The 17,997-nt window shown below is 35.0% G+C and carries 17 protein-coding genes and 1 tRNA gene; 4 read left to right on the top strand and 14 right to left on the bottom strand.

What is annotated here, in order from left to right:
* The first annotated feature begins 60 nt into the window (after window positions 1-60).
* Window positions 61-1,053 (top strand): tRNA dihydrouridine synthase DusB, encoded by a 993-nt coding sequence (gene dusB / locus GWK10_RS09140; protein WP_164031805.1) that lies wholly within the window; start codon window positions 61-63, stop codon window positions 1,051-1,053.
* Here dusB and GWK10_RS09135 read toward each other — a convergent pair.
* Entirely contained in the window at window positions 1,050-2,261 is a 1,212-nt protein-coding gene (locus GWK10_RS09135; RefSeq protein ID WP_164031802.1) for an ABC transporter permease, read from the bottom strand. The two genes, dusB and GWK10_RS09135, sit on opposite strands and share 4 nt — an antisense overlap.
* Before the next feature lie 2 nt (window positions 2,262-2,263).
* Window positions 2,264-2,656 (bottom strand): 30S ribosome-binding factor RbfA, encoded by a 393-nt coding sequence (rbfA, locus tag GWK10_RS09130; protein WP_164031800.1) that lies wholly within the window; start codon window positions 2,654-2,656, stop codon window positions 2,264-2,266.
* Window positions 2,657-2,785: 129 nt separating this feature from the next.
* Between rbfA and mce the strand changes: the two genes are divergently transcribed.
* Both mce and GWK10_RS09120 read left to right on the top strand, forming a co-directional pair.
* The gene (gene mce / locus GWK10_RS09125; RefSeq protein ID WP_164031798.1) at window positions 2,786-3,205 is read left to right on the top strand and encodes a methylmalonyl-CoA epimerase; all 420 of its coding nucleotides are present in this window, start codon (window positions 2,786-2,788) and stop codon (window positions 3,203-3,205) included.
* Window positions 3,206-3,318: 113 nt separating this feature from the next.
* A tRNA-Ile gene (locus tag GWK10_RS09120) sits at window positions 3,319-3,392 on the top strand.
* A 341-nt stretch (window positions 3,393-3,733) separates the two neighbouring features.
* Here the strand turns inward: GWK10_RS09120 and GWK10_RS09115 are convergent.
* The 11 genes from GWK10_RS09115 to GWK10_RS09065 form a co-directional block, all read right to left on the bottom strand.
* The gene (locus GWK10_RS09115; RefSeq protein WP_164031796.1) at window positions 3,734-3,958 is read right to left on the bottom strand and encodes a hypothetical protein; all 225 of its coding nucleotides are present in this window, start codon (window positions 3,956-3,958) and stop codon (window positions 3,734-3,736) included.
* 116 nt (window positions 3,959-4,074) lie between these two features.
* On the bottom strand, window positions 4,075-5,394 hold the full coding sequence (locus GWK10_RS09110; RefSeq protein ID WP_164031794.1) for a glycosyltransferase family 2 protein: 1,320 nt from the start codon (window positions 5,392-5,394) through the stop codon (window positions 4,075-4,077).
* 1 nt (window position 5,395) lies between these two features.
* Window positions 5,396-6,781, bottom strand: a complete 1,386-nt coding sequence (locus GWK10_RS09105; protein ID WP_164031792.1) for a TackOD1 domain-containing metal-binding protein — start codon at window positions 6,779-6,781, stop codon at window positions 5,396-5,398.
* Window positions 6,782-6,814: 33 nt separating this feature from the next.
* Complete coding sequence (locus GWK10_RS09100; RefSeq protein ID WP_164031789.1) at window positions 6,815-8,179, bottom strand: nucleotide sugar dehydrogenase; 1,365 nt, start codon at window positions 8,177-8,179, stop codon at window positions 6,815-6,817.
* Between the two features lie 128 nt (window positions 8,180-8,307).
* A complete protein-coding gene (locus GWK10_RS09095) occupies window positions 8,308-9,360 on the bottom strand; it encodes an HlyD family secretion protein (RefSeq protein ID WP_164031787.1) in 1,053 nt (350 codons plus the stop codon).
* A gap of 5 nt (window positions 9,361-9,365) precedes the next feature.
* Window positions 9,366-10,892 carry a hypothetical protein gene (locus GWK10_RS09090; protein ID WP_164031785.1) on the bottom strand — a complete coding sequence of 509 codons (1,527 nt, stop codon included), beginning with the start codon at window positions 10,890-10,892 and terminating at the stop codon, window positions 9,366-9,368.
* A gap of 95 nt (window positions 10,893-10,987) precedes the next feature.
* The gene (locus tag GWK10_RS09085; protein ID WP_164031783.1) at window positions 10,988-11,689 is read right to left on the bottom strand and encodes a LytR/AlgR family response regulator transcription factor; all 702 of its coding nucleotides are present in this window, start codon (window positions 11,687-11,689) and stop codon (window positions 10,988-10,990) included.
* 8 nt (window positions 11,690-11,697) lie between these two features.
* A complete protein-coding gene (locus GWK10_RS09080) occupies window positions 11,698-12,018 on the bottom strand; it encodes an Hpt domain-containing protein (protein WP_164031780.1) in 321 nt (106 codons plus the stop codon).
* Window positions 12,015-13,604 (bottom strand): PAS domain-containing sensor histidine kinase, encoded by a 1,590-nt coding sequence (locus GWK10_RS09075; RefSeq protein WP_164031777.1) that lies wholly within the window; start codon window positions 13,602-13,604, stop codon window positions 12,015-12,017. The genes GWK10_RS09080 and GWK10_RS09075 overlap by 4 nt, the downstream gene beginning before the upstream one ends.
* Window positions 13,604-14,143, bottom strand: coding sequence for a heme NO-binding domain-containing protein (locus GWK10_RS09070; RefSeq protein ID WP_164031775.1), 540 nt, complete (start codon window positions 14,141-14,143; stop codon window positions 13,604-13,606). The genes GWK10_RS09075 and GWK10_RS09070 overlap by 1 nt, the downstream gene beginning before the upstream one ends.
* The gene (locus GWK10_RS09065) at window positions 14,144-14,554 is read right to left on the bottom strand and encodes a response regulator (protein WP_164031774.1); all 411 of its coding nucleotides are present in this window, start codon (window positions 14,552-14,554) and stop codon (window positions 14,144-14,146) included.
* Between the two features lie 178 nt (window positions 14,555-14,732).
* Between GWK10_RS09065 and GWK10_RS09060 the strand changes: the two genes are divergently transcribed.
* Window positions 14,733-15,500 (top strand): LuxR C-terminal-related transcriptional regulator, encoded by a 768-nt coding sequence (locus GWK10_RS09060; RefSeq protein WP_164031770.1) that lies wholly within the window; start codon window positions 14,733-14,735, stop codon window positions 15,498-15,500.
* A 393-nt stretch (window positions 15,501-15,893) separates the two neighbouring features.
* Here GWK10_RS09060 and GWK10_RS09055 read toward each other — a convergent pair whose 3' ends face one another.
* Window positions 15,894-16,994 carry a slipin family protein gene (locus tag GWK10_RS09055; protein ID WP_164031768.1) on the bottom strand — a complete coding sequence of 367 codons (1,101 nt, stop codon included), beginning with the start codon at window positions 16,992-16,994 and terminating at the stop codon, window positions 15,894-15,896.
* Between the last annotated feature and the right edge of the window lie 1,003 nt (window positions 16,995-17,997).

Genomic DNA, 17,997 nt, shown 5'->3' with positions numbered 1-17,997 from the left:
ATCTCATTTTTGCGAATATCAGAAGGATATATGTAATTTTGCAACATCAAATTCAACACCTTGGTAAAAATTGCTGACATAGAACTTCCCGATTTCCCATTACTTCTTGCTCCTATGGAAGATGTAAGCGACCCACCTTTTCGTGCTTTGTGCAAAGAAAATGGCGCCGATGTGGTGTATACAGAATTCATATCGAGCGAAGGCCTAATACGGGATGCGGCAAAAAGCACTATGAAACTGGATATTTATGAAAAGGAGCGTCCGGTAGGTATTCAGATATTCGGAGCGAATTTGGATAGCATGTTAGAGGCAACTGACATTGTGGAAAAATCGAATCCGGATATCATCGATATCAACTTTGGCTGCCCAGTGAAAAAAGTGGTAAGTAAAGGAGCAGGTGCAGGTATTTTGAAGGACATCTGTCTGATGGAAAAATTGACCGCTGAAATTGTAAAACGAACTAATCTTCCGGTTACGGTTAAAACTCGACTTGGTTGGGATCATGATTCCATTAAAATTGTTGAGGTTGCAGAGCGGCTTCAAGATGTTGGTATCAAAGCCATTTCAATCCACGGCCGCACTCGAGCGCAAATGTATAAAGGCGAAGCCGATTGGAAACCGATTGCAGCTGTAAAGAATAATCCTAGAATGCATATTCCTGTTTTTGGAAATGGAGACGTGAATACTCCTGAAAAAGCAATGGAAATGAGGGATTCGTATGGACTTGATGGTGCAATGATCGGTCGCGCATGCATTGGTTACCCTTGGTTTTTTAACGAAGTAAAACACTTTTTTGAAACAGGAGAACACCTAGCAGGGCCAACTTTAGAACAGCGAGTTGAAGTTGCAAGACGACACCTAGAAATGTCGATTGCCTGGAAAGGCGAAAAACTCGGTGTTTTTGAAACAAGACGCCACTATACCAACTACTTTAAAGGTATTCGTGACTTTAAACCTTACCGAATGAAAATGGTTACTAGCGACCAACCGGAGGGTGTTTTTGCAGCTTTTGATGAGGTTTTGGAGAAGTTTGCGGGCTATGAGTTTGCCTAGTTCTCAATCAATTTTTTCCCCACCGCACTCGATGCAATTTTAGAAGCAATTACCCCTAACACAGTAATGGTGAGAAACACGATGAGGTAGTTTTCTAATCGTAATTCCATCGGATATGGTAAGTTTGTCCCTGGCACGGCAATTAAACCAAATATCATTTGAAGTCCGACTACCACAGAGCCTACAGCAATTCCTAAGAGCCCACCAAAAACTGATAGTAATGTACCTTGTAAAAAGAATACGCGCCGTATTTGTTTAATAGTTGCACCCATGCTAAATAAGGTTTTTAAATTCCCTTTTTTATCGAGGATTGTCATAATGGTGCTGCCAACTACGTTGAATAATGCTATGATTAATATCAATGTAAAAATGAGATATATGGCTATGTTTTCAGTATTTAGCATTTTGTAGAGTGAGTCATTTAGTTCTGCCCGGTTTTTTACAAGTACATCTTTTCCCAAAATACGAGCAACCTGCGTTCTTACTATTTCTTCATCTACGTTTGAATCGAGTTTGAATTCAACGCCACTTATTTGATCTGGTTTTAGTTTTAATAAATTTTGTGCGAGCTCAAGATCAGAAAACACATATTTTCCATTATTATCTACATCAATATTAAACATGCCTACAGGCACGACTAATTTGTTGTAATAAAGTCTCGTGTCTTGAAGATTAATCGCTGATGCTTTTCCTAGTTTTGGAACAATAATTTCAAGCAAATCGCTGTAATCGTTAATAACAATTCCAAGTTGCGCGGCAATAGTTTGACCGACCACCACTTCATTTTGGTTTGGTTGTAGCCAACTTCCTAAACGTATGATGCTATCAATACCCGTAACCTTATTAAAATTGGTATCCACACCTTTTAGAAATGGTGTGTAGTTTTTATTGTTATAGTTAAGGAAAACACGTTCTTCTAGCACTTTGCTGTAATGAACAACGCCACCTATTGCGGTTAATTTTTGTTCTTGTTCAGCAGTTATATTGAAAATTTTACCAGTGGCTGGAACTGCCTTCAAATCTGGATCAAAAGCATTACTAAATGATAAGCTAAAGGTCTTTAGTCCAGCGAAACCTGCCAGCACAATAAATAAAGCAAGAGCTCCCACAACAACTACAGCTGCTGTAATAAAATTGATAATATTAATGGCATTTTGACTACTCTTGGTAAAGAGATATCGCTTCGCTATATAAAGGGAGAAATTCAATGTTACAACATCTTTCTTTTGTCGAGCAGGTCTCTATTTTTAACTGGATCCTCGGTGCCTTTTAACGACTTTTCAATGTTTTCGATATATTCTAATGAATCATCTACATAAAAAATTAGATCCGGAACCTTACGCAACTGATGTTTTACCCTTTGAGCCAGATCGTGTTTGATCAATGATTTGTTTGAAGTAATTCCCTCAAGTAATTCCTGAGCTTTATCATTGGGGAAAATACTAAGGAACACTTTAGCAATAGAAAGATCAACAGTAACACTTACTTTGCTAACTGATATAATCACATTTTTTAGTCCACCTTCACGCACTGCTCCCTGCAAAATATCGACGAGGTCTTTTTGAATAACACTTCCGATCTTTTTCTGTCTATTACTTTCCATGGCGCAAAGGTACATTTTTTAGGCGGATAGTCTTTATATTTACATTAGTTGGAAACAAGATAAAAGAAGCTGGAAAAAAGAGACATACGGTCTTGATTCTTGGTTCATGCATCTTTATTCTTAAAAAACATGAATAAGATTGAACATATAGGGATTGCGGTAAAGAGTATTGAAAAATCGAACACTCTTTTTGCTAAGCTTTTCGGAGAGCCACATTACAAGATTGAAGATGTGTTAAGTGAAGGGGTAAACACTTCATTTTTCATGGTGGGGCCTAATAAAATAGAATTATTAGAGGCAACAAAAGAAGACAGTCCGATTGCCAAGTTTATAGAAAAGAAAGGCGAAGGCATTCACCATATCGCTTTTGCTGTGGATGATATCGAAGCGGAAATATCCCGTTTAAAAGGAGAAGGGTTTACAGTTTTAAATGAGACTCCGAAAAAGGGAGCGGATAATAAACTGGTAGCATTTCTACATCCTAAGACAACTAATGGTGTATTGGTTGAGTTGTGCCAAGAGGCTCTAAACGAGGTATTAAAGGAGTAGAAGGAGTTACAACGCTTAAGAAGGATGTTATGTTGCTTTTACTAAAAGCGAGAATTTGTTTGTGCTTAAGTGTACAAATATGTAAATTTGCCGACTGTTTTGAAGAAAAACGGGGTCCTATAGCTCAGCTGGTTAGAGCACCTGACTCATAATCAGGGGGTCCATGGTTCGAGCCCATGTGGGACCACATATATTTTGAAAAGACGTTAGTAATTGGGCTAGCGTCTTTTTTGTTTGTATTCGATATAGGCGAGAAGTTTATCCCGATCGAGGGACGAGTATCGGGAAGTCTATGTGGGACCTCAGAATTAAAATGAGCCTTTTGAGAAATTGGGAGGCTTTTTTAATGAACCAAAAGGCGCCAATATTTCTACTGACGCCACCTTGAGTAAGCAAGGGGAACGGTTGGTTGGACCAACCGCTTTATTTATGGGGACAATACGTTTAAGCTGTACATGATAATCAGGTGGAGTATTTACAAAACCTAAATCTTCATAACATATAGCAGTTAAAGATCTTATCCGTTATTTAACCAGATGTTTTTTTAATGTGATGAATCATTGATAACTGTGCTCTTTTTTGTGCCATTATTAATGAAGGTTCAAGATCATTTTCGTTTCTTGATACACGTACTATTTCATTGCCTTTATAGACAATCCACCAAAATTTTGAGGGTCTTAAAAATTCAGCTTTTAAATGATATCCATCTCCGGTTTTAACGTGTTTCCAATTTTTATTTCCAATCCATTTCATAAGATTCGGGTTTTAAGTTCATGACTAAAATTAGCTGTAAGTGTCTTTTATGACACTTGTTTTTCGTTGGATGGACGTTTACTGTAGATGGATGGAAGTAAGAATTTGTTTATTGGTTACAAGCCTGCCTTTTTTGCTTGAGCAGATGATTTATAGGGATTCCATGTATCTTCAAAAGATCGTTTAAAAAAGAACTCTTTATAATAAGCAGCGGTGCGTACAATACGAAGGTACGTGCCGGTGTAAATGCTCATTAAGGATACATAAGGCCAAAGGTATAATTCTTCTTTTCTTCGTTCTGAAAAGACATAGATGCTACACATCTGTACATAACTCATTACAAAATAGAGGGTAAAGTTCATGGGGATGACAAATTGTAGCTGACTGCTATAATTGATGATGATATCAATGATGTAAAACCACCACAAAATGTCAAGGACTACATTGTAAAAAACATTTTCAGCAAGCGCAAAAAAAGTAGACCAACTAAAATTAGCATTAGGGAAATACACGTCTTTATGCTTACGAACCCTAAATCGTATGATAGATTTATCCCAGCGCAAACGCTGCTTGGTTAGTACTTTAAATTTTGAAGGTGCATTTGTAAGGCAAATTGCACTAGGTTCAAAACAAACTTTATATCCTGATTTTCTAATTTTAACCGTAATGTCGCCATCTAATCCAGGACCTATATCCCAACCCCCGATAGCATCAATAACATCGGCCCTAAAGGCACCAAAAGCACCCGATATTATTTTGTAAATTCCAAGATAGGAAGTGATAATTCTACCTACCGAAACAGTCTTTAAATATTCTATTGCTTGTAATTTGGAACACAAACTTTCCTTATAGTTTCTAACTTTAACATTACCTCCTACAGCAGCAATTTTTGGGCTCATATAAAATGGAACCAATACATTTTCAATTGCATCATAATCAAAGGAACAATCAGCATCTAGATGTACTATGAATTTTCCACTACTATATCGCAAAGCCAGATTAGCAGCAGAAGCTTTACCTCCTCGCATTTCATTTCTGATAAACTTATCAATTAAACCCAAGCGTTCTAAGTTTTTTCCAATTATTGGAGTGTCGTCATCAGAGCCATCATCCACAATGATAAGCTCAAAATTAGAAAAAGTTTGTTCTGCTAATGATCTTGTAAGTTTAAACAGATGTTTACCTTCATTCTTTCCAGGGATAATTACCGACACAAATGGATTTTCAAGACGCAGTAGTTGTCGCGCTTTTTCGAATTTTTCAGCCCGTTTTTTTTTATTAGCCCCGAATATAAATGCGATGATATAATCAATAACTATATATCGAGTAAACTCAAACAAAATAAAATACCAGAATACTCTTATAAACTTTGACAAACCTACTTCATGCCAATAGTTAATATATTCAGGGACTATATTTTCTATATGGAACGACATACTATTTATGGAATTGTTTTATAATACTATCAACTGTTTCCTTTTCTATTAGTTGGTGAGTTTGGATCTTAATATCTAACAATCGCTCTTGCAAATTATCTCCTAAAAGTTTCCCAAGATTATATTGAATGGTTTCCAAACGTTTTGGGAACTGTTCTTTGGTTTCTGGGAGTAATAGATAGTAAGAATTGTAATTGTCGGCGGCCATCACATCGCTAGGTAATAGATACGATTTAATGATTGCACCGATTTCTTTCACTAATAACTTTTTTGTAGCATCATCAAACGTATCAAGACGTTCATTTACAAATAGTATATGTGCAATTTGGCTTGTTGATTTACTTATTGTTATTCTTTTTAATTCCTGGCTAGCAATGATTTTGAATAAAGACAGCGTCATTACCCCATCATTTAATAACGAAACTTGACTACTTTGTTCTTCACCTCCTCTTAACCATTCTTCACCGGCTGATGTGATACTATAAGAGCCTATGGCTTTTTTTATTAAAGCTGAAAGCTCATTTTCTGCATTACAATCAATACATTTAGCTATCATCTTTGCTGTTTGAAATTCATGGTTACAGCAATTACAGCTATACATAGAAGAGGGCTTGTCATAATCTATTCCAATATGTCTTAACTGTTTATCACACTTTGGACAAGCTAAACCATCTTTTGTTTTAAAGTCTTTTTCGGGAGCTACGTGGGCGCACACAAAATGATGTACAATATCTTGTGCTTTGATATCGATGCTATCGCATTTAGGACAGGCTTCTACGAAATTAAGATAGTTACCATGACAACGCTTACACAAATGAACAAAGTCCTTTAGGTTAGTACTCAGGTGACCGCATTCAACACTTTTTTCAAGCATTGATAATTTAGACATGACCTCTTCTTCTTTATAAAAAAGATCAATAAAAGGGAAGCTATATCCAATTAAACTTGCCCTGTTGGTAATGGGTACAATCGTACTATTTCTTGTAAATAAAAAAGCTAATATTTTTTGCTTTACCTGATAATCATGACCTACAGTATTTTTGTGAGAAATTCTTTTGGACCGTTTAGTGATAATATCAACACGATTAATAGCTATAGAAAGCTCATTAAGATCGATATAACCGTCGGTATGTATTTCAAATGTTTTGTTTAGTTGGCAAGTGTTATTTATAAAAATTGGCTTTAAGGCAATAGCTAAATCTGCATTTTTACGAATAAAAAAAACCAAGTCAGTTGCATGTTCATTATTTTCCGTATCGATTATAATAGCGTCAACAAAAGTTAGTGACTCTTGCTGTATTGATGAGATATGATCAACTCTCAACAGGGTATAACCAGAAAACTGAATCTTGTTAGTACGGTCATTATGTCTTAGAACATTTAACATGACTTGGTTTGTTGTTAGGGGGCTTGTTTATTATTAAAGCGACATATATACACTAGCAGGGATTTTGTCTTTCATGTTCCCTTTAATGTCAAAGATTATTGCATCTTCTTTGGCGTTTTTCAATAAATCGAAATATGCTAAGTGCTGATAATCTGTATGATCTACAGCAAGTACTACTGCATCAAAACGTTCTGATGTACTTTTAGTTAGTTTAATTCCATAATGTTGTTTTACCTCGTCAGCATTAGCCATGTAGTCTTGAACACATACCTTAAACCCTTTTTCTTTAAGTGAAAGACAAAGTTCAGCTGCTTTTGAATTACGTATATCATTTACATTTTCCTTAAAAGTTATTCCTTTTACAAGAATTGAACGTTGCTTCTTCTGTAAACCGTTTCTATATAAACGTTTGCTGATTTCATTAACAATATGAGGAACCATGCTTTCATTAACCTTACGAACTTGCTGGAGTAATTTAGGCTCGATCTTATGTTGTTTTGCTTTGTGGATTAGATAGTAAGGATCTACTCCTATACAGTGACCACCAACCAATCCTGGATAATAATTATGAAAATTCCATTTGCTCCCCGCAGCTTCTAAAACTTCCTTCGTGTTAATATCTAGCTTATTAAAGATTTGAGAAAGCTCATTCATTAAACCAATATTTACATCACGTTGAATGTTTTCAACAACCTTAGCTGCTTCAGCAACTCGAATGTTGGAAGCTTTATAAATACCAGCTTCTACGGCAGTTCCATAAACATCAGCAATCACTTCCAGCGCTTCTGGTGTGCTACCTGACACTATTTTTTTAATACTTGTAAATGTATGTTGTGTATCCCCTGGATTAATTCGTTCAGGAGAATAACCAATAGTAAAGTCTTCATTATATTTTAATCGAGAAATGCGTTCTAGTATGGGTACACAAACTTCTTCTGTGCAACCAGGGTATACAGTGGATTCAAAAACTACACAGTCTCCCTTTTTCAAATGGTTAGCCACAGTAGCTGTAGCAGCCATAATAGGTCTTAAGTTTGGTTTTTTCAAATGATCTATAGGAGACGGAACAGCTACGATATAAAACTTTGCCTTGGCTAGCACTTTTTCATTGGCACTAAAAACAATATCTTTTCCTTTGAACTCATCGGATGATAATTCGCCGCAAGGATCTTGATGTTGAGCAATTTGTATTACTTTTTCATCACTAATATCAAACCCGGCCACCTTAAAGTGATTGGCCATGTGCACAGCTAAGGGAAGACCAACATACCCTAAGCCGACTACAGCGATTTGTTCTTCTTTGCTTTTTAATTTCTTGAAAAGATCACTTTGTTTGTAACCAATAGTAGGTTGATTTTTCGAACGTACTTGTAGGTTATATTTTAATTGCGTGTTCATAATATAAAGATTTAATGGGTTATTATTTCTGAGACTAAAGTAGTTTTGATATTGATGTAAGGCTTAGGTTTTTAGTTTGATAGAGAGCCACTGTAGACGAATGGACATTATCCTACGACCGGTGGTTTTTAATCCAACACCTTATTTAGTGAAATAGAAACATTAAGCATATGATATGCGCTCCAGCTGGGCTTTTGATTATCTTGTATAGGGAGTACTTCAGCTAGAATATTACGTTGTGTAGGTTCATACTTGTTTTGAAACTCGGTAGGCGCGGTGTATGTTGATACATATAATTTACTGATAACACCTTTCCCCTTTCGGTTATCAGGAAATGTAACATTAACAATATCCCCTTCCTTAATTTCGGAAATATCTTTTATTTCAAAGTAAGCTTTTATAAAGACTTTTTCAGTGTTGTGTATGGTCATTACCTGTTCACCCTTGTAGCAAGATTCTTCTTTATTCTTATGAATTTGCCCGATAATACCATTGATGGGAGATCGGTAATTACTTCTATAACTAGAAGCCCCTTCTTTGTCGTCAAGAAGTTTGTTAGGGTTTGATGATGAACTACCATTATTTATTAAAAGTTTAGTTTGCGAATTCAAGAAACTGATCTCATTGTTAAGTAGTGAAATCTTGTTTTTAACTAATAAGATCTGATTTTTGAGCCCATCTAATTTTTCTTTCGTATAGACATCTAATAAAACCAACTTGATCATTTTATCAAGCTGTTGCTCAAGTTGATTTATGTGATTATACAGATTGTTACGCTCTATTCTTTTTTGAGCTATTTTAAAATGTAAATTTTGTATGTGGCTGTTTTTTTTATCGGTTTTCTCCTGAGACCTCAATATTACTGCGGCTTCATTATCAAACTCATGCTGTTGGTATGAGAATAAATTTTGACCTATTAAAACAGAATCCCCCTCTTGTACCTGTAATCTTTTAAGCCTTATGTCCTGTGTAAAATTCACATCTATCTTGTCCATAACCACCATCCCGTTCGCCTCAATAATTGCAACTTTGGTGTATAGATACTTTGCTAAAAAGCCAAATGCTATTAAAACAAGAATAAAATAGATCAATCGGTCAAAATTGAATCTCTTTTTTTTAACTACCGGTTCTTTAAGAGTTCGAATCTTTGCGGTTTCTTTTTGATAAGAAAATGTCCTCATGGATATTATTTTTTAGCGATTATTTTTAATTCGTCTGAAATCAGTTTTTCTAAAAAAATGGCATTAGGAGCTGGTTTTGTGAATGATATTTCGACACCTTCTTTTTTAAGTAAATCTTCAAATGAATGATCTCGAAATGTCATTTGTACACGTTCTATCTTTTTTGCTTTAAGGAATTGAAATTGCAGTTTTTGTGAAAAGGAATTTTTTGTAATAACTACATTATTCAAAGTATTATCTTGATTAAATGAAATCGACGAGATTAAATGCCGAACATCTTGTTTTTGATTAAGCTCAACAATGTGTGAAACCACAGTGTATAATTGTTTTTTTAGTTGTAGTACATTTTCAATGACATCATATTGTTCCTTTGTATACTGCAGCATCAATAATCCACAGTTACTTACTCCGAGTTCCTCTCTTACAATTTGAGCTATTCTTTTTCGTTGCTCGAGTATTAACCACTGCTTGTAGAGTGTATGTATATCTTTTATTTTTTCTTGATGTGCACTCAAATAGGTAACAAGCTGATTTTGTTTACCTATCAGATTATCTTCTTGTTTAGCTTCTGCTTGTTGTATTTTGGTTTGAATTATTTTTTTTCGATTATTGAAACGGATAGGAGCACTAAATCTGGCACCTATTACCGGGCTGCTAAATTGCCTTGTCATAGTTTCAGTCCAGTTGTAATTAGCATATAATGAAAATTTGATGTCTTTAAAAGCTCGATTTTCTCGCTGGATTATGTTTTTTTGAAGTGTTGTTTTAATCTCGTTTTCTATTGATTTAGAGATATCAATTTCACTTAACTGAAGTTTTATTAAAGGGAGTTGCTTATTTAAGAAAAAAGGGGGGATACTATCCGAAATGTTTTCTTGATAAAACTTTATTTGATTGTACTGCTCACGACTCTTTAATAGTTCGTTAGAGATATTGATGATCTCTTCTCTTTTGATCATTTTTTTTACATAAAGAGTATTTAGGATGTCGAAGTATCGTTCCAGAAATTTATTTTTTCTTTCGAAGTGATTTAATAATTCTTGATTTATAGAATAGTTATAATGCAAGCGAAATTGTCTACGCCAAATGATTCTATTTTCTTGATCTAAAGCATCATCTAATAGTTGTTTTTCAAGTAATGTGGCAGTTGCTCTTGATCTGTTTGCAACAAATCCTCCTTTTAGAATATTCCACTCAAGTTCAGCGCTAAATCTCGATACTGTTATGTTATTCGTTTCTTCATCAAGCACTCCCCTAAAGTTGTAATAGCTGTTGGCTTTAATTTGTAGCCCCCAATCTTTTTTATATGAGTTAGATTCTAGCTCTTTTAATTTGATTTCATATAAAGTAGGGCTGCTTTTGGCTGCGATTGAAAAGATATTAATATCGATATCATCCTTTGAATTCGGGAAGTGAAGTAAGGTGTCCGCATTCTTATATATATCGTAACTCTGCAATAGCAACGAATCAATTTCTTGTGTTTTAGCTATTGTAGATATTAATAATAGAACTATGAAAATTGGGGCTTTCATACGGCCAAACTAGCCCCATAAAGTCGTTTATGTCAGATTAATCGACAGAAGGTTAAATTACTGTCGACGAATGGAATTGATGGTTCGATGAGTAATTACAAGAAATTAAGCCTTCTCATTAATTCTGGTCGATTTGCGCGGCTTACTGGTATTATATCTTGTTTAATTAGAACACTATTGTCTTCAATATCAATAATTTTTTTTGTGTTGATAATGTAAGACCTATGCACTTTTAGGAAGAGCGTATCAGGTAGTTTCTCCTCTATTTTCTTTAAGGTTGAATGAACAATATAATTTTTTAATTCTGTTTTGATATTTATATAATCTCCTTTTGCTTCAACTAGATAAATATCAGGAATGTTTATTTTAACTAACCTTCGATCAATATTAACGAAAAGGTCATTGTTCCCGTCTTGTTTTTGAACTGAAGTTTTTTCCTCGACAATCGTCATTTGTTCTGCTTTTTCAATTGCTTTTTGAAATCGGGTTAATTGAATAGGTTTTACTAAATAGTCAACAATACAATCGTATTCAAAAGCTTGAATTGCAAAATTAGTATCAGAAGTAGTCAATATGATTTTAGGAGGATTCTTAAGCGTTTGTATAAAATCAAAACCTGTAAAATCAGGCATATGAATATCGAGAAAAACTAAATCAATCTCATTTTGGTTTAAGAACTTTATAGCCTCTATTGCATTTGGAAATTCAGAAACAACATTTAATTGTGGGGTTTGATTACATAAATGGTTAATAATAGCTCTGGCAGTTGCCTCATCATCGATAATAATACAATTCATAATGTAGGTTACAAAGTATTTAGGTAGTTTTCTATAGTGTCCAGCAATTTACTAAAACCTTTGTTTAAAGAGATAATATTCTTCTTAAGGTCGTTTTCAAAGCTCTTAGCCAGAACGTAACCTTCCTGTAAACCAAGAATGTTGATTTTATGTTTTAGCTTATGAACCTGCTCGGATGCTTTAGTATAATTCGCGGATTGCATATAAAGCATAAATTCGGCTCGTTCTTCTGGAAACTCCTTTTTCATTATGCTAATTAATTTTGTCTTGATGCTAGAATCTCCAGCAGCTAGTTCATTTACATAGTTCAGATTGGGTGTTTCTTTCATTTTTTTAAGGTAAAGTAGAAAGTACTTCCTTCTCCTAATTGCGAGGTTAGCCAAATTGCGCCACCATAAAAATCGACAATTTTTTTTACAATTGACAACCCTATTCCAGTTGAATTATTCTCACTTTCCAGGCTTTGAAACACATTGAAGATTTTTTTAAAATATTTATGCTCAACACCAATACCATTATCTTTTATAGAAAACTCCCAGAACTGCTCTTTTTCCTTGCAGCCAATTTCTACTACACCCTTTTTTTTGTCATTGTATTTTATGGCGTTGCTTATTAAATTTTGAAATAGCTGTTGTAACCTAAATTCATCACCTCGAACGGTTGGTAGTTTGTTGGTTATGGTTATAGATGCGTGCTCTGGAATATAAATAACCTCAATAATATCTTGTACAATCTGGTTCAGGTTAATATCATAAACTTTCTTCTCAATTCTATCAATACTTGCATATTGTAATACCCCGTTAATTAATTGGTCCATTTTATCCACTTTTTTATGAAGCATGTCAAAAGTGGTGCTGGCTTTTTCGTCAAACACTTGAGCATAATCCTCTTGTAGCCAAGAAATCAAGCTACTAATACTGCGCAAAGGTGATTTTAGGTCATGAGAAACAATATGGGCATAATCATTCAATTCTTGATTACTTTTTTCTAGATCGTTCAACAGCTTTTTTTCCTTTAATTGTTGTTTTAGCTGTTCAGTCATATCTTCAATGATCGCAACTTGATACTTTACGTTTCCCATGTCATCCCAAACAGCACTTACATTAGTTTTGGCGGTTAGGACACCGCCATTTTTTTTCCGGTATTTTTTTTGAATACTAAAACTATCAATGTCCCCATTATTCAAAGCTTCCATTTTTTCTTTTGAAGTATGGTATTCATCTTTAACAGAGATATCCTGCACATTCATTGTAACTAGCTCATCTGCGGTAAACCCTAACAACTGTTGGAAAGCACCATTAGTTTGTACAATTTTTCCGTATTGTGTCAATACAATTCCTAACGAAGAGTTTTCTACAATGACACTTAGCTGTTTCTTTTGCTCTTCAAAAATTTGTTGGTTTTTAACCTGGTCTGTTGTATCTCTTACAATTCCTTGGGCGGCAATAGGTTCTTTTTTAACATTGAAAATAAGGCTGGCATTTATTTGTACATTCTTAACTTCCCTATGTTTTGTATATACTCGAGCATTGTAATTTGTAAACGCACCTTCTTTAACCAATTCCTGATATGATTGCATGGCGTACGGAATGTCTTCTTTATAAATAAGACTAAGTACATTTAGAGGCTCTTTATCAATATCGTAGCCGAATAATTCTTTTGCCGCATCATTCATTTTAAGAACATCACCTGACAAGTTCATGACAACATATGAGTCGATTATGTTTTCGAAAACACCTTCTAACTCCGATGTTCTTTCGCTAACCAAGCCCTCAAGTTTTTCATTCGCCGTGCGCAGATCGGTTGTAAGTTGAAACAAATCGGAAGCCTTTTCCTCCAGAATTTTTTCGGCTTGTTTTCTAGCCTCCTTTTCACGTGCTAAAGCACGTTTTAATATCTCAATTTCTTTGGTCATTAAAGTCTTTGAATATTAAACCTCACCTCAGTACCATCGTCAATTATATTTTCGGTTTCAATACTTCCTTTTTCATCAAAATGAAGAAATGTTTTGCGCATTAATCCTAGCCCAAACTGATGTAATGCTCTGCTTGAGCGGTAAATCATTATTAGAGAATTTTCTTTTTTCTCTATGATTTCAAAAGTAGGTAGCTCGGCATCTGGATATATTTTTCGTACCTCAACATGAATATGATCTTCAATAGAAGATAACATCTCAAGAGGGTCAGTATACAAAGCAATAAACTGAGGATAGTCTCTTTTAAGAACATCAAAAAAATGTTCTCCATAAACACAAAGTAGCTGGTCAACTGTAATTGAAGTATTTTTACTTAGATTAGAAACTAAACGTAACATTTCGGCAAATTCGTAAGTGCCAACAGCGGTATATATACCTTTTGATGCTAGGTCAGATTCTTGAATAAGCTGATCGACCATTTCTATGCCAAACTTATCTTCAACAAGTTCTAAAAACTCTGTGAATACAATTCCTTTCATCTATAATTTTATTAATTCATTATGCGACCAATACTCAACAGCAACTTGTATTTTTTCCTTATAATCTTCGTACCTCAAAGGTTTTAGAATATAACCAGCAATTCCAACAGCATAACACTCTAAAATATCTGCTCGATTATTGGATGTAGTTAAAATCATCGCCGGTATATATTTTAGCGCTGTATCATTCTTTAGAATTTTTAGAAATTCCGTGCCGTTCATTTTAGGCATGTTAAGATCTAAGAAGATAACATCAGGGATTTTATTTTCCTCTTGTACCAATATCAGAGCCTCTTCCCCATTTTTTGCAAGAGTTAGATTGTATTTTATTACCATAGTATCTAGTACTCTTTTGAATTTAATAGATTCTATTTCATCGTCTTCAATGAGTAAAATTGATAGTGTTTTCATTGCTAAGGAGACATTAAGTTTTTATAAAGATGCTCATTGTTCCAATATTTTTTATCAAGTTTCGGTGAATAGAAGGTTTAGTGTCGACGAATGGTACTTCCTGGACGTTTAATAAAATTAAGAAAATTCTCTAATTTTTCGTAGCTTTCACTCGCAAACTAATCCCCTAAGTGCCTAAATGAAGTTAAAAAGCATACGTGAGATCTATAGAGACATCTTTAAATCATATGGAGGAGTCACCCTAGAAAAACACATTCAAAACATGCGCGCACTTGACGTGCTACTACCGCACAGTGCGACCTTTTTCTGTATCACCAACACTCACAAATTATCATTTGAATATGTAAGTAAGAACTTGCCGATAAGTCTTGGTTTTGATTCAGATATGTTAAAAGAAAAAGGCATGAATTTTTTCTGGAGTCGCATTCATCCAGATGATCAGCAACCTTGGTTAAATGCCTTGAAGGGATTAATGGTATATACTTTAGGTGAGATTCCAGTGGAGGATCGACTACGGATGAACTATACTTGGAATTACAGACTAAAAAATAAGAATGACGAGTATGTAAACATCATTCAAAACACGACACCTTTGGAGCTAGATGGCGACCATAAACCCATTATCGGACTAGCGCATTATACCGCTTTAAACGCAAACATGAAGTTAGATGTATGTGCATCGGCCAAGCAATTAAATCAAAATGGGGAGTATGAAACCAAATATTATAACAACTACTCGCAAAAACTCATAGAGCAGGATATAAGCAATCGCGAAAGGGATATTATTAGACTACTTATTCTAAAAAAATCCAGCCGCGAAATAGCAGAAAAGCTATTTATTAGCCCACATACTGTTGATACGCATCGCAGAAATATCATTAAAAAGCTAAAACTAACATCCACTGCAGAGCTAGCCAGCTACTTTAAACATAATGGAATTTATTAAGAGGGTTTCGACTTGATTTTGAAAATGTTAAATTAGAAAAATACTCAAATTGAGTATTTACTTCCAACCGTTTACCAAATACATTTGTAGAAGAAGAATGGGCTATTTCTTTTATTAAATTCGTTAAGTGAGAGGTAAAATCATCCTTATAATTATCCTCGTTGTTGGTTTCTTTAAAATGAATCCGCAAGAACACATTATAAAGAACACCACTCATTTTTCAAGCAGAGTAACCATTAAAAAAATTGAGGAAAAGAAAACACTCCAAAAAAGTCTTAAACGAAAAAGGCATTTGGGTTTTCTAAAGCAAACTACATAACGTCTGGGGGGATAAGTTCCTGGTGGTTCATCAGGATTGTGTAGTATAAAACAAGCCGGCATTTGCCGGCTTGTTTATTTATTGACAGAAAAAATCTCCTTTAACTGTTTGACCATACCACCGTTTCCGGCAACCGTAATTTCGCCAATCTTATCGGCGATTTTTTCTACATACTCCATTTCCTTTAACTTAAAGAGCATCTCGTTTTCTTCCATCAACTTTGCTGTATTCAACAAACTTCTGGTAGAAGCGGTCTCTTCACGTCGGGTAATGATGTTGGCCTGTGCTCTTTTTTGAGCCACAAGCACCTGGTTCATAATATCCTTCATCTCACCCGTAAGGATGACATCTCGAATACCGATACTCAATAAGCTAACACCCAATTTTCCGATGTCTTTTTGAACAGTCTCTAATACCGCATTAGCAATACCTTCTTTCTGTTCTAACAATTCATCCAAGGTGTAACCGCCTATATAAGCACGCAATACCAATTGCAATGCAACATATAATTGCTTTTCGTAATCCTTGTTACTCAACAAGGCTTTCTCAATATCGACAACCTTGTATTGTGCATACAAACTCATTCTAATTGCAGCTTTGTCTTTGGTCAACAATTCCTGACCAGCAATTTCTAATTGTTGCATACGCAAGTCGGCTTTCGCAATCTTAATCGATGTACTATTTTTCCAAAACCTATAGACACCAGGGCCAAGTGTTTTTTCATATTTGTCATCAATTATAAGCACCGCTTTTTCATAAGCAGCAACCTCGAACATACGTACATATTGGTTTACTTTATAAGCACCCAAAGTCGTCTTATCAATTTGCTCGGTGATGTAAATTTTATTCAAATCGGCAATCACATAACTGTGATCAATAAGACCTTTCCAGAAAAAGTATCTACCAGCGGTAAGTACATCTTTAAAGTTGTCGTTTTCAAAACGCAATGCGATGTTACCATCCTTTACTTCTATAATTTCAAGCATGGCCTCCAACTCCGTATCTTTTAATAAGAGCTCGATGGCAATTGGCGCTAAAAATTCTTTCGCCATATTAAACACAAATACACGGTTTGTAAACCACATCCAGTGCGTACCGGCTGAAATTACATTGCGGTAGTTTCCTTTTCTAAAAACCAAACCGACTTTACCTGCATTAATTCTTACTCGTTTCATCGTTTTCATTTTTTGGTTCGTTGTACCGAACCTGTTACACAATTAATTAAAAGACATTCCCGTAACAGAGGCGATGTCATATTTTTGGGCGTTGCCATGACTGAAAAAGTCATGGCCGGGCTTTCGCCAGTCGCTTTTTTGTGAAAAACAAAAAGAGCTCCAACAATGGCTCAATCCCTAACGCGGTCATATTTCAATTCAAAAACAGCATAAACAACCCATCTTTCCAATGCGGAAATCTCTTTTTTTGTATGGTCGCCACAGCCAGTTTTTAATAGTTGAGTTTGCAGCAGATATCAAATTAAAATCCCATATCGTTTGCAAAGCCGCATATTAAAAAGTAATTGCTTACACCATCGATAAAATGGTTATTTCAAGCATTTTCAAGACTGTTCTTAAAGTGTCTCCACCCTTAAAACCGAGTCATAAATGCTGTTTTTTACCTTTTTTGAGCCTGGTATGGCTTGGTGATCAGTTTTATAAGATGATCGGCTTAGTTATGGATTTTGAGTCCATACCCTACATTAAAAGTGTAGTGCTCTTGCCTACTGAGCTACAAAGCGAAATGGTTGCTTTGACAGGATTCGAACCTGTGCATGCCAATTGTTCTAACCAGACTGAATTATCTCAATTTCTTGAGAGTGGGATTCGAACCCACGACCCATTGGTTAAATGACCGTTTGTTAAACAGTCACGGTATCAAGCCTCGTTGTACATAAAACCATCATACGAAACCGCAATGTTTTATACATCGGTGCTATACAGAAACACCTAACTAGACTTAACTTGATAATTTCCGCGAAAGCGTAAATCTCTTCACGTTTTACACGATATTTATTTCTACACTAGTAGAAATCTCATTATTTTATTCAAAGAACTCTTTTCAAAATCCCTGCAACACGCCTCGTTGCTGCAGGGAACTCCTAGTAAACCCTTTTCAGCTGGGGTTTACCCTAACAACACCACAAACCTCTACATCAACTACGCAATAATTATGCGTAGT

This window comes from Spongiivirga citrea, from assembly GCF_010671565.1.
Lineage (GTDB): Bacteria > Bacteroidota > Bacteroidia > Flavobacteriales > Flavobacteriaceae > Spongiivirga > Spongiivirga citrea.
Note: the sequence above shows the minus strand (reverse complement) of the source record. Positions and strands in the feature narration are given on the sequence as shown.

Coding starts and splice junctions, on each gene's coding strand:
- GWK10_RS09065 (WP_164031774.1), bottom strand. CDS start 14,554: ATGAAAACACTATCAATTTTACTCATTGAAGACGATGAAATAGAATCT.
- GWK10_RS09095 (WP_164031787.1), bottom strand. CDS start 9,360: ATGAGGACATTTTCTTATCAAAAAGAAACCGCAAAGATTCGAACTCTT.
- GWK10_RS09055 (WP_164031768.1), bottom strand. CDS start 16,994: ATGAAACGAGTAAGAATTAATGCAGGTAAAGTCGGTTTGGTTTTTAGA.
- GWK10_RS09110 (WP_164031794.1), bottom strand. CDS start 5,394: ATGTCGTTCCATATAGAAAATATAGTCCCTGAATATATTAACTATTGG.
- rbfA (WP_164031800.1), bottom strand. CDS start 2,656: ATGGAAAGTAATAGACAGAAAAAGATCGGAAGTGTTATTCAAAAAGAC.
- mce (WP_164031798.1), top strand. CDS start 2,786: ATGAATAAGATTGAACATATAGGGATTGCGGTAAAGAGTATTGAAAAA.
- GWK10_RS09090 (WP_164031785.1), bottom strand. CDS start 10,892: ATGAAAGCCCCAATTTTCATAGTTCTATTATTAATATCTACAATAGCT.
- GWK10_RS09105 (WP_164031792.1), bottom strand. CDS start 6,781: ATGTTAAATGTTCTAAGACATAATGACCGTACTAACAAGATTCAGTTT.
- GWK10_RS09085 (WP_164031783.1), bottom strand. CDS start 11,689: ATGAATTGTATTATTATCGATGATGAGGCAACTGCCAGAGCTATTATT.
- GWK10_RS09060 (WP_164031770.1), top strand. CDS start 14,733: ATGAAGTTAAAAAGCATACGTGAGATCTATAGAGACATCTTTAAATCA.
- GWK10_RS09070 (WP_164031775.1), bottom strand. CDS start 14,143: ATGAAAGGAATTGTATTCACAGAGTTTTTAGAACTTGTTGAAGATAAG.
- GWK10_RS09080 (WP_164031780.1), bottom strand. CDS start 12,018: ATGAAAGAAACACCCAATCTGAACTATGTAAATGAACTAGCTGCTGGA.
- GWK10_RS09115 (WP_164031796.1), bottom strand. CDS start 3,958: ATGAAATGGATTGGAAATAAAAATTGGAAACACGTTAAAACCGGAGAT.
- GWK10_RS09100 (WP_164031789.1), bottom strand. CDS start 8,179: ATGAACACGCAATTAAAATATAACCTACAAGTACGTTCGAAAAATCAA.
- GWK10_RS09075 (WP_164031777.1), bottom strand. CDS start 13,604: ATGACCAAAGAAATTGAGATATTAAAACGTGCTTTAGCACGTGAAAAG.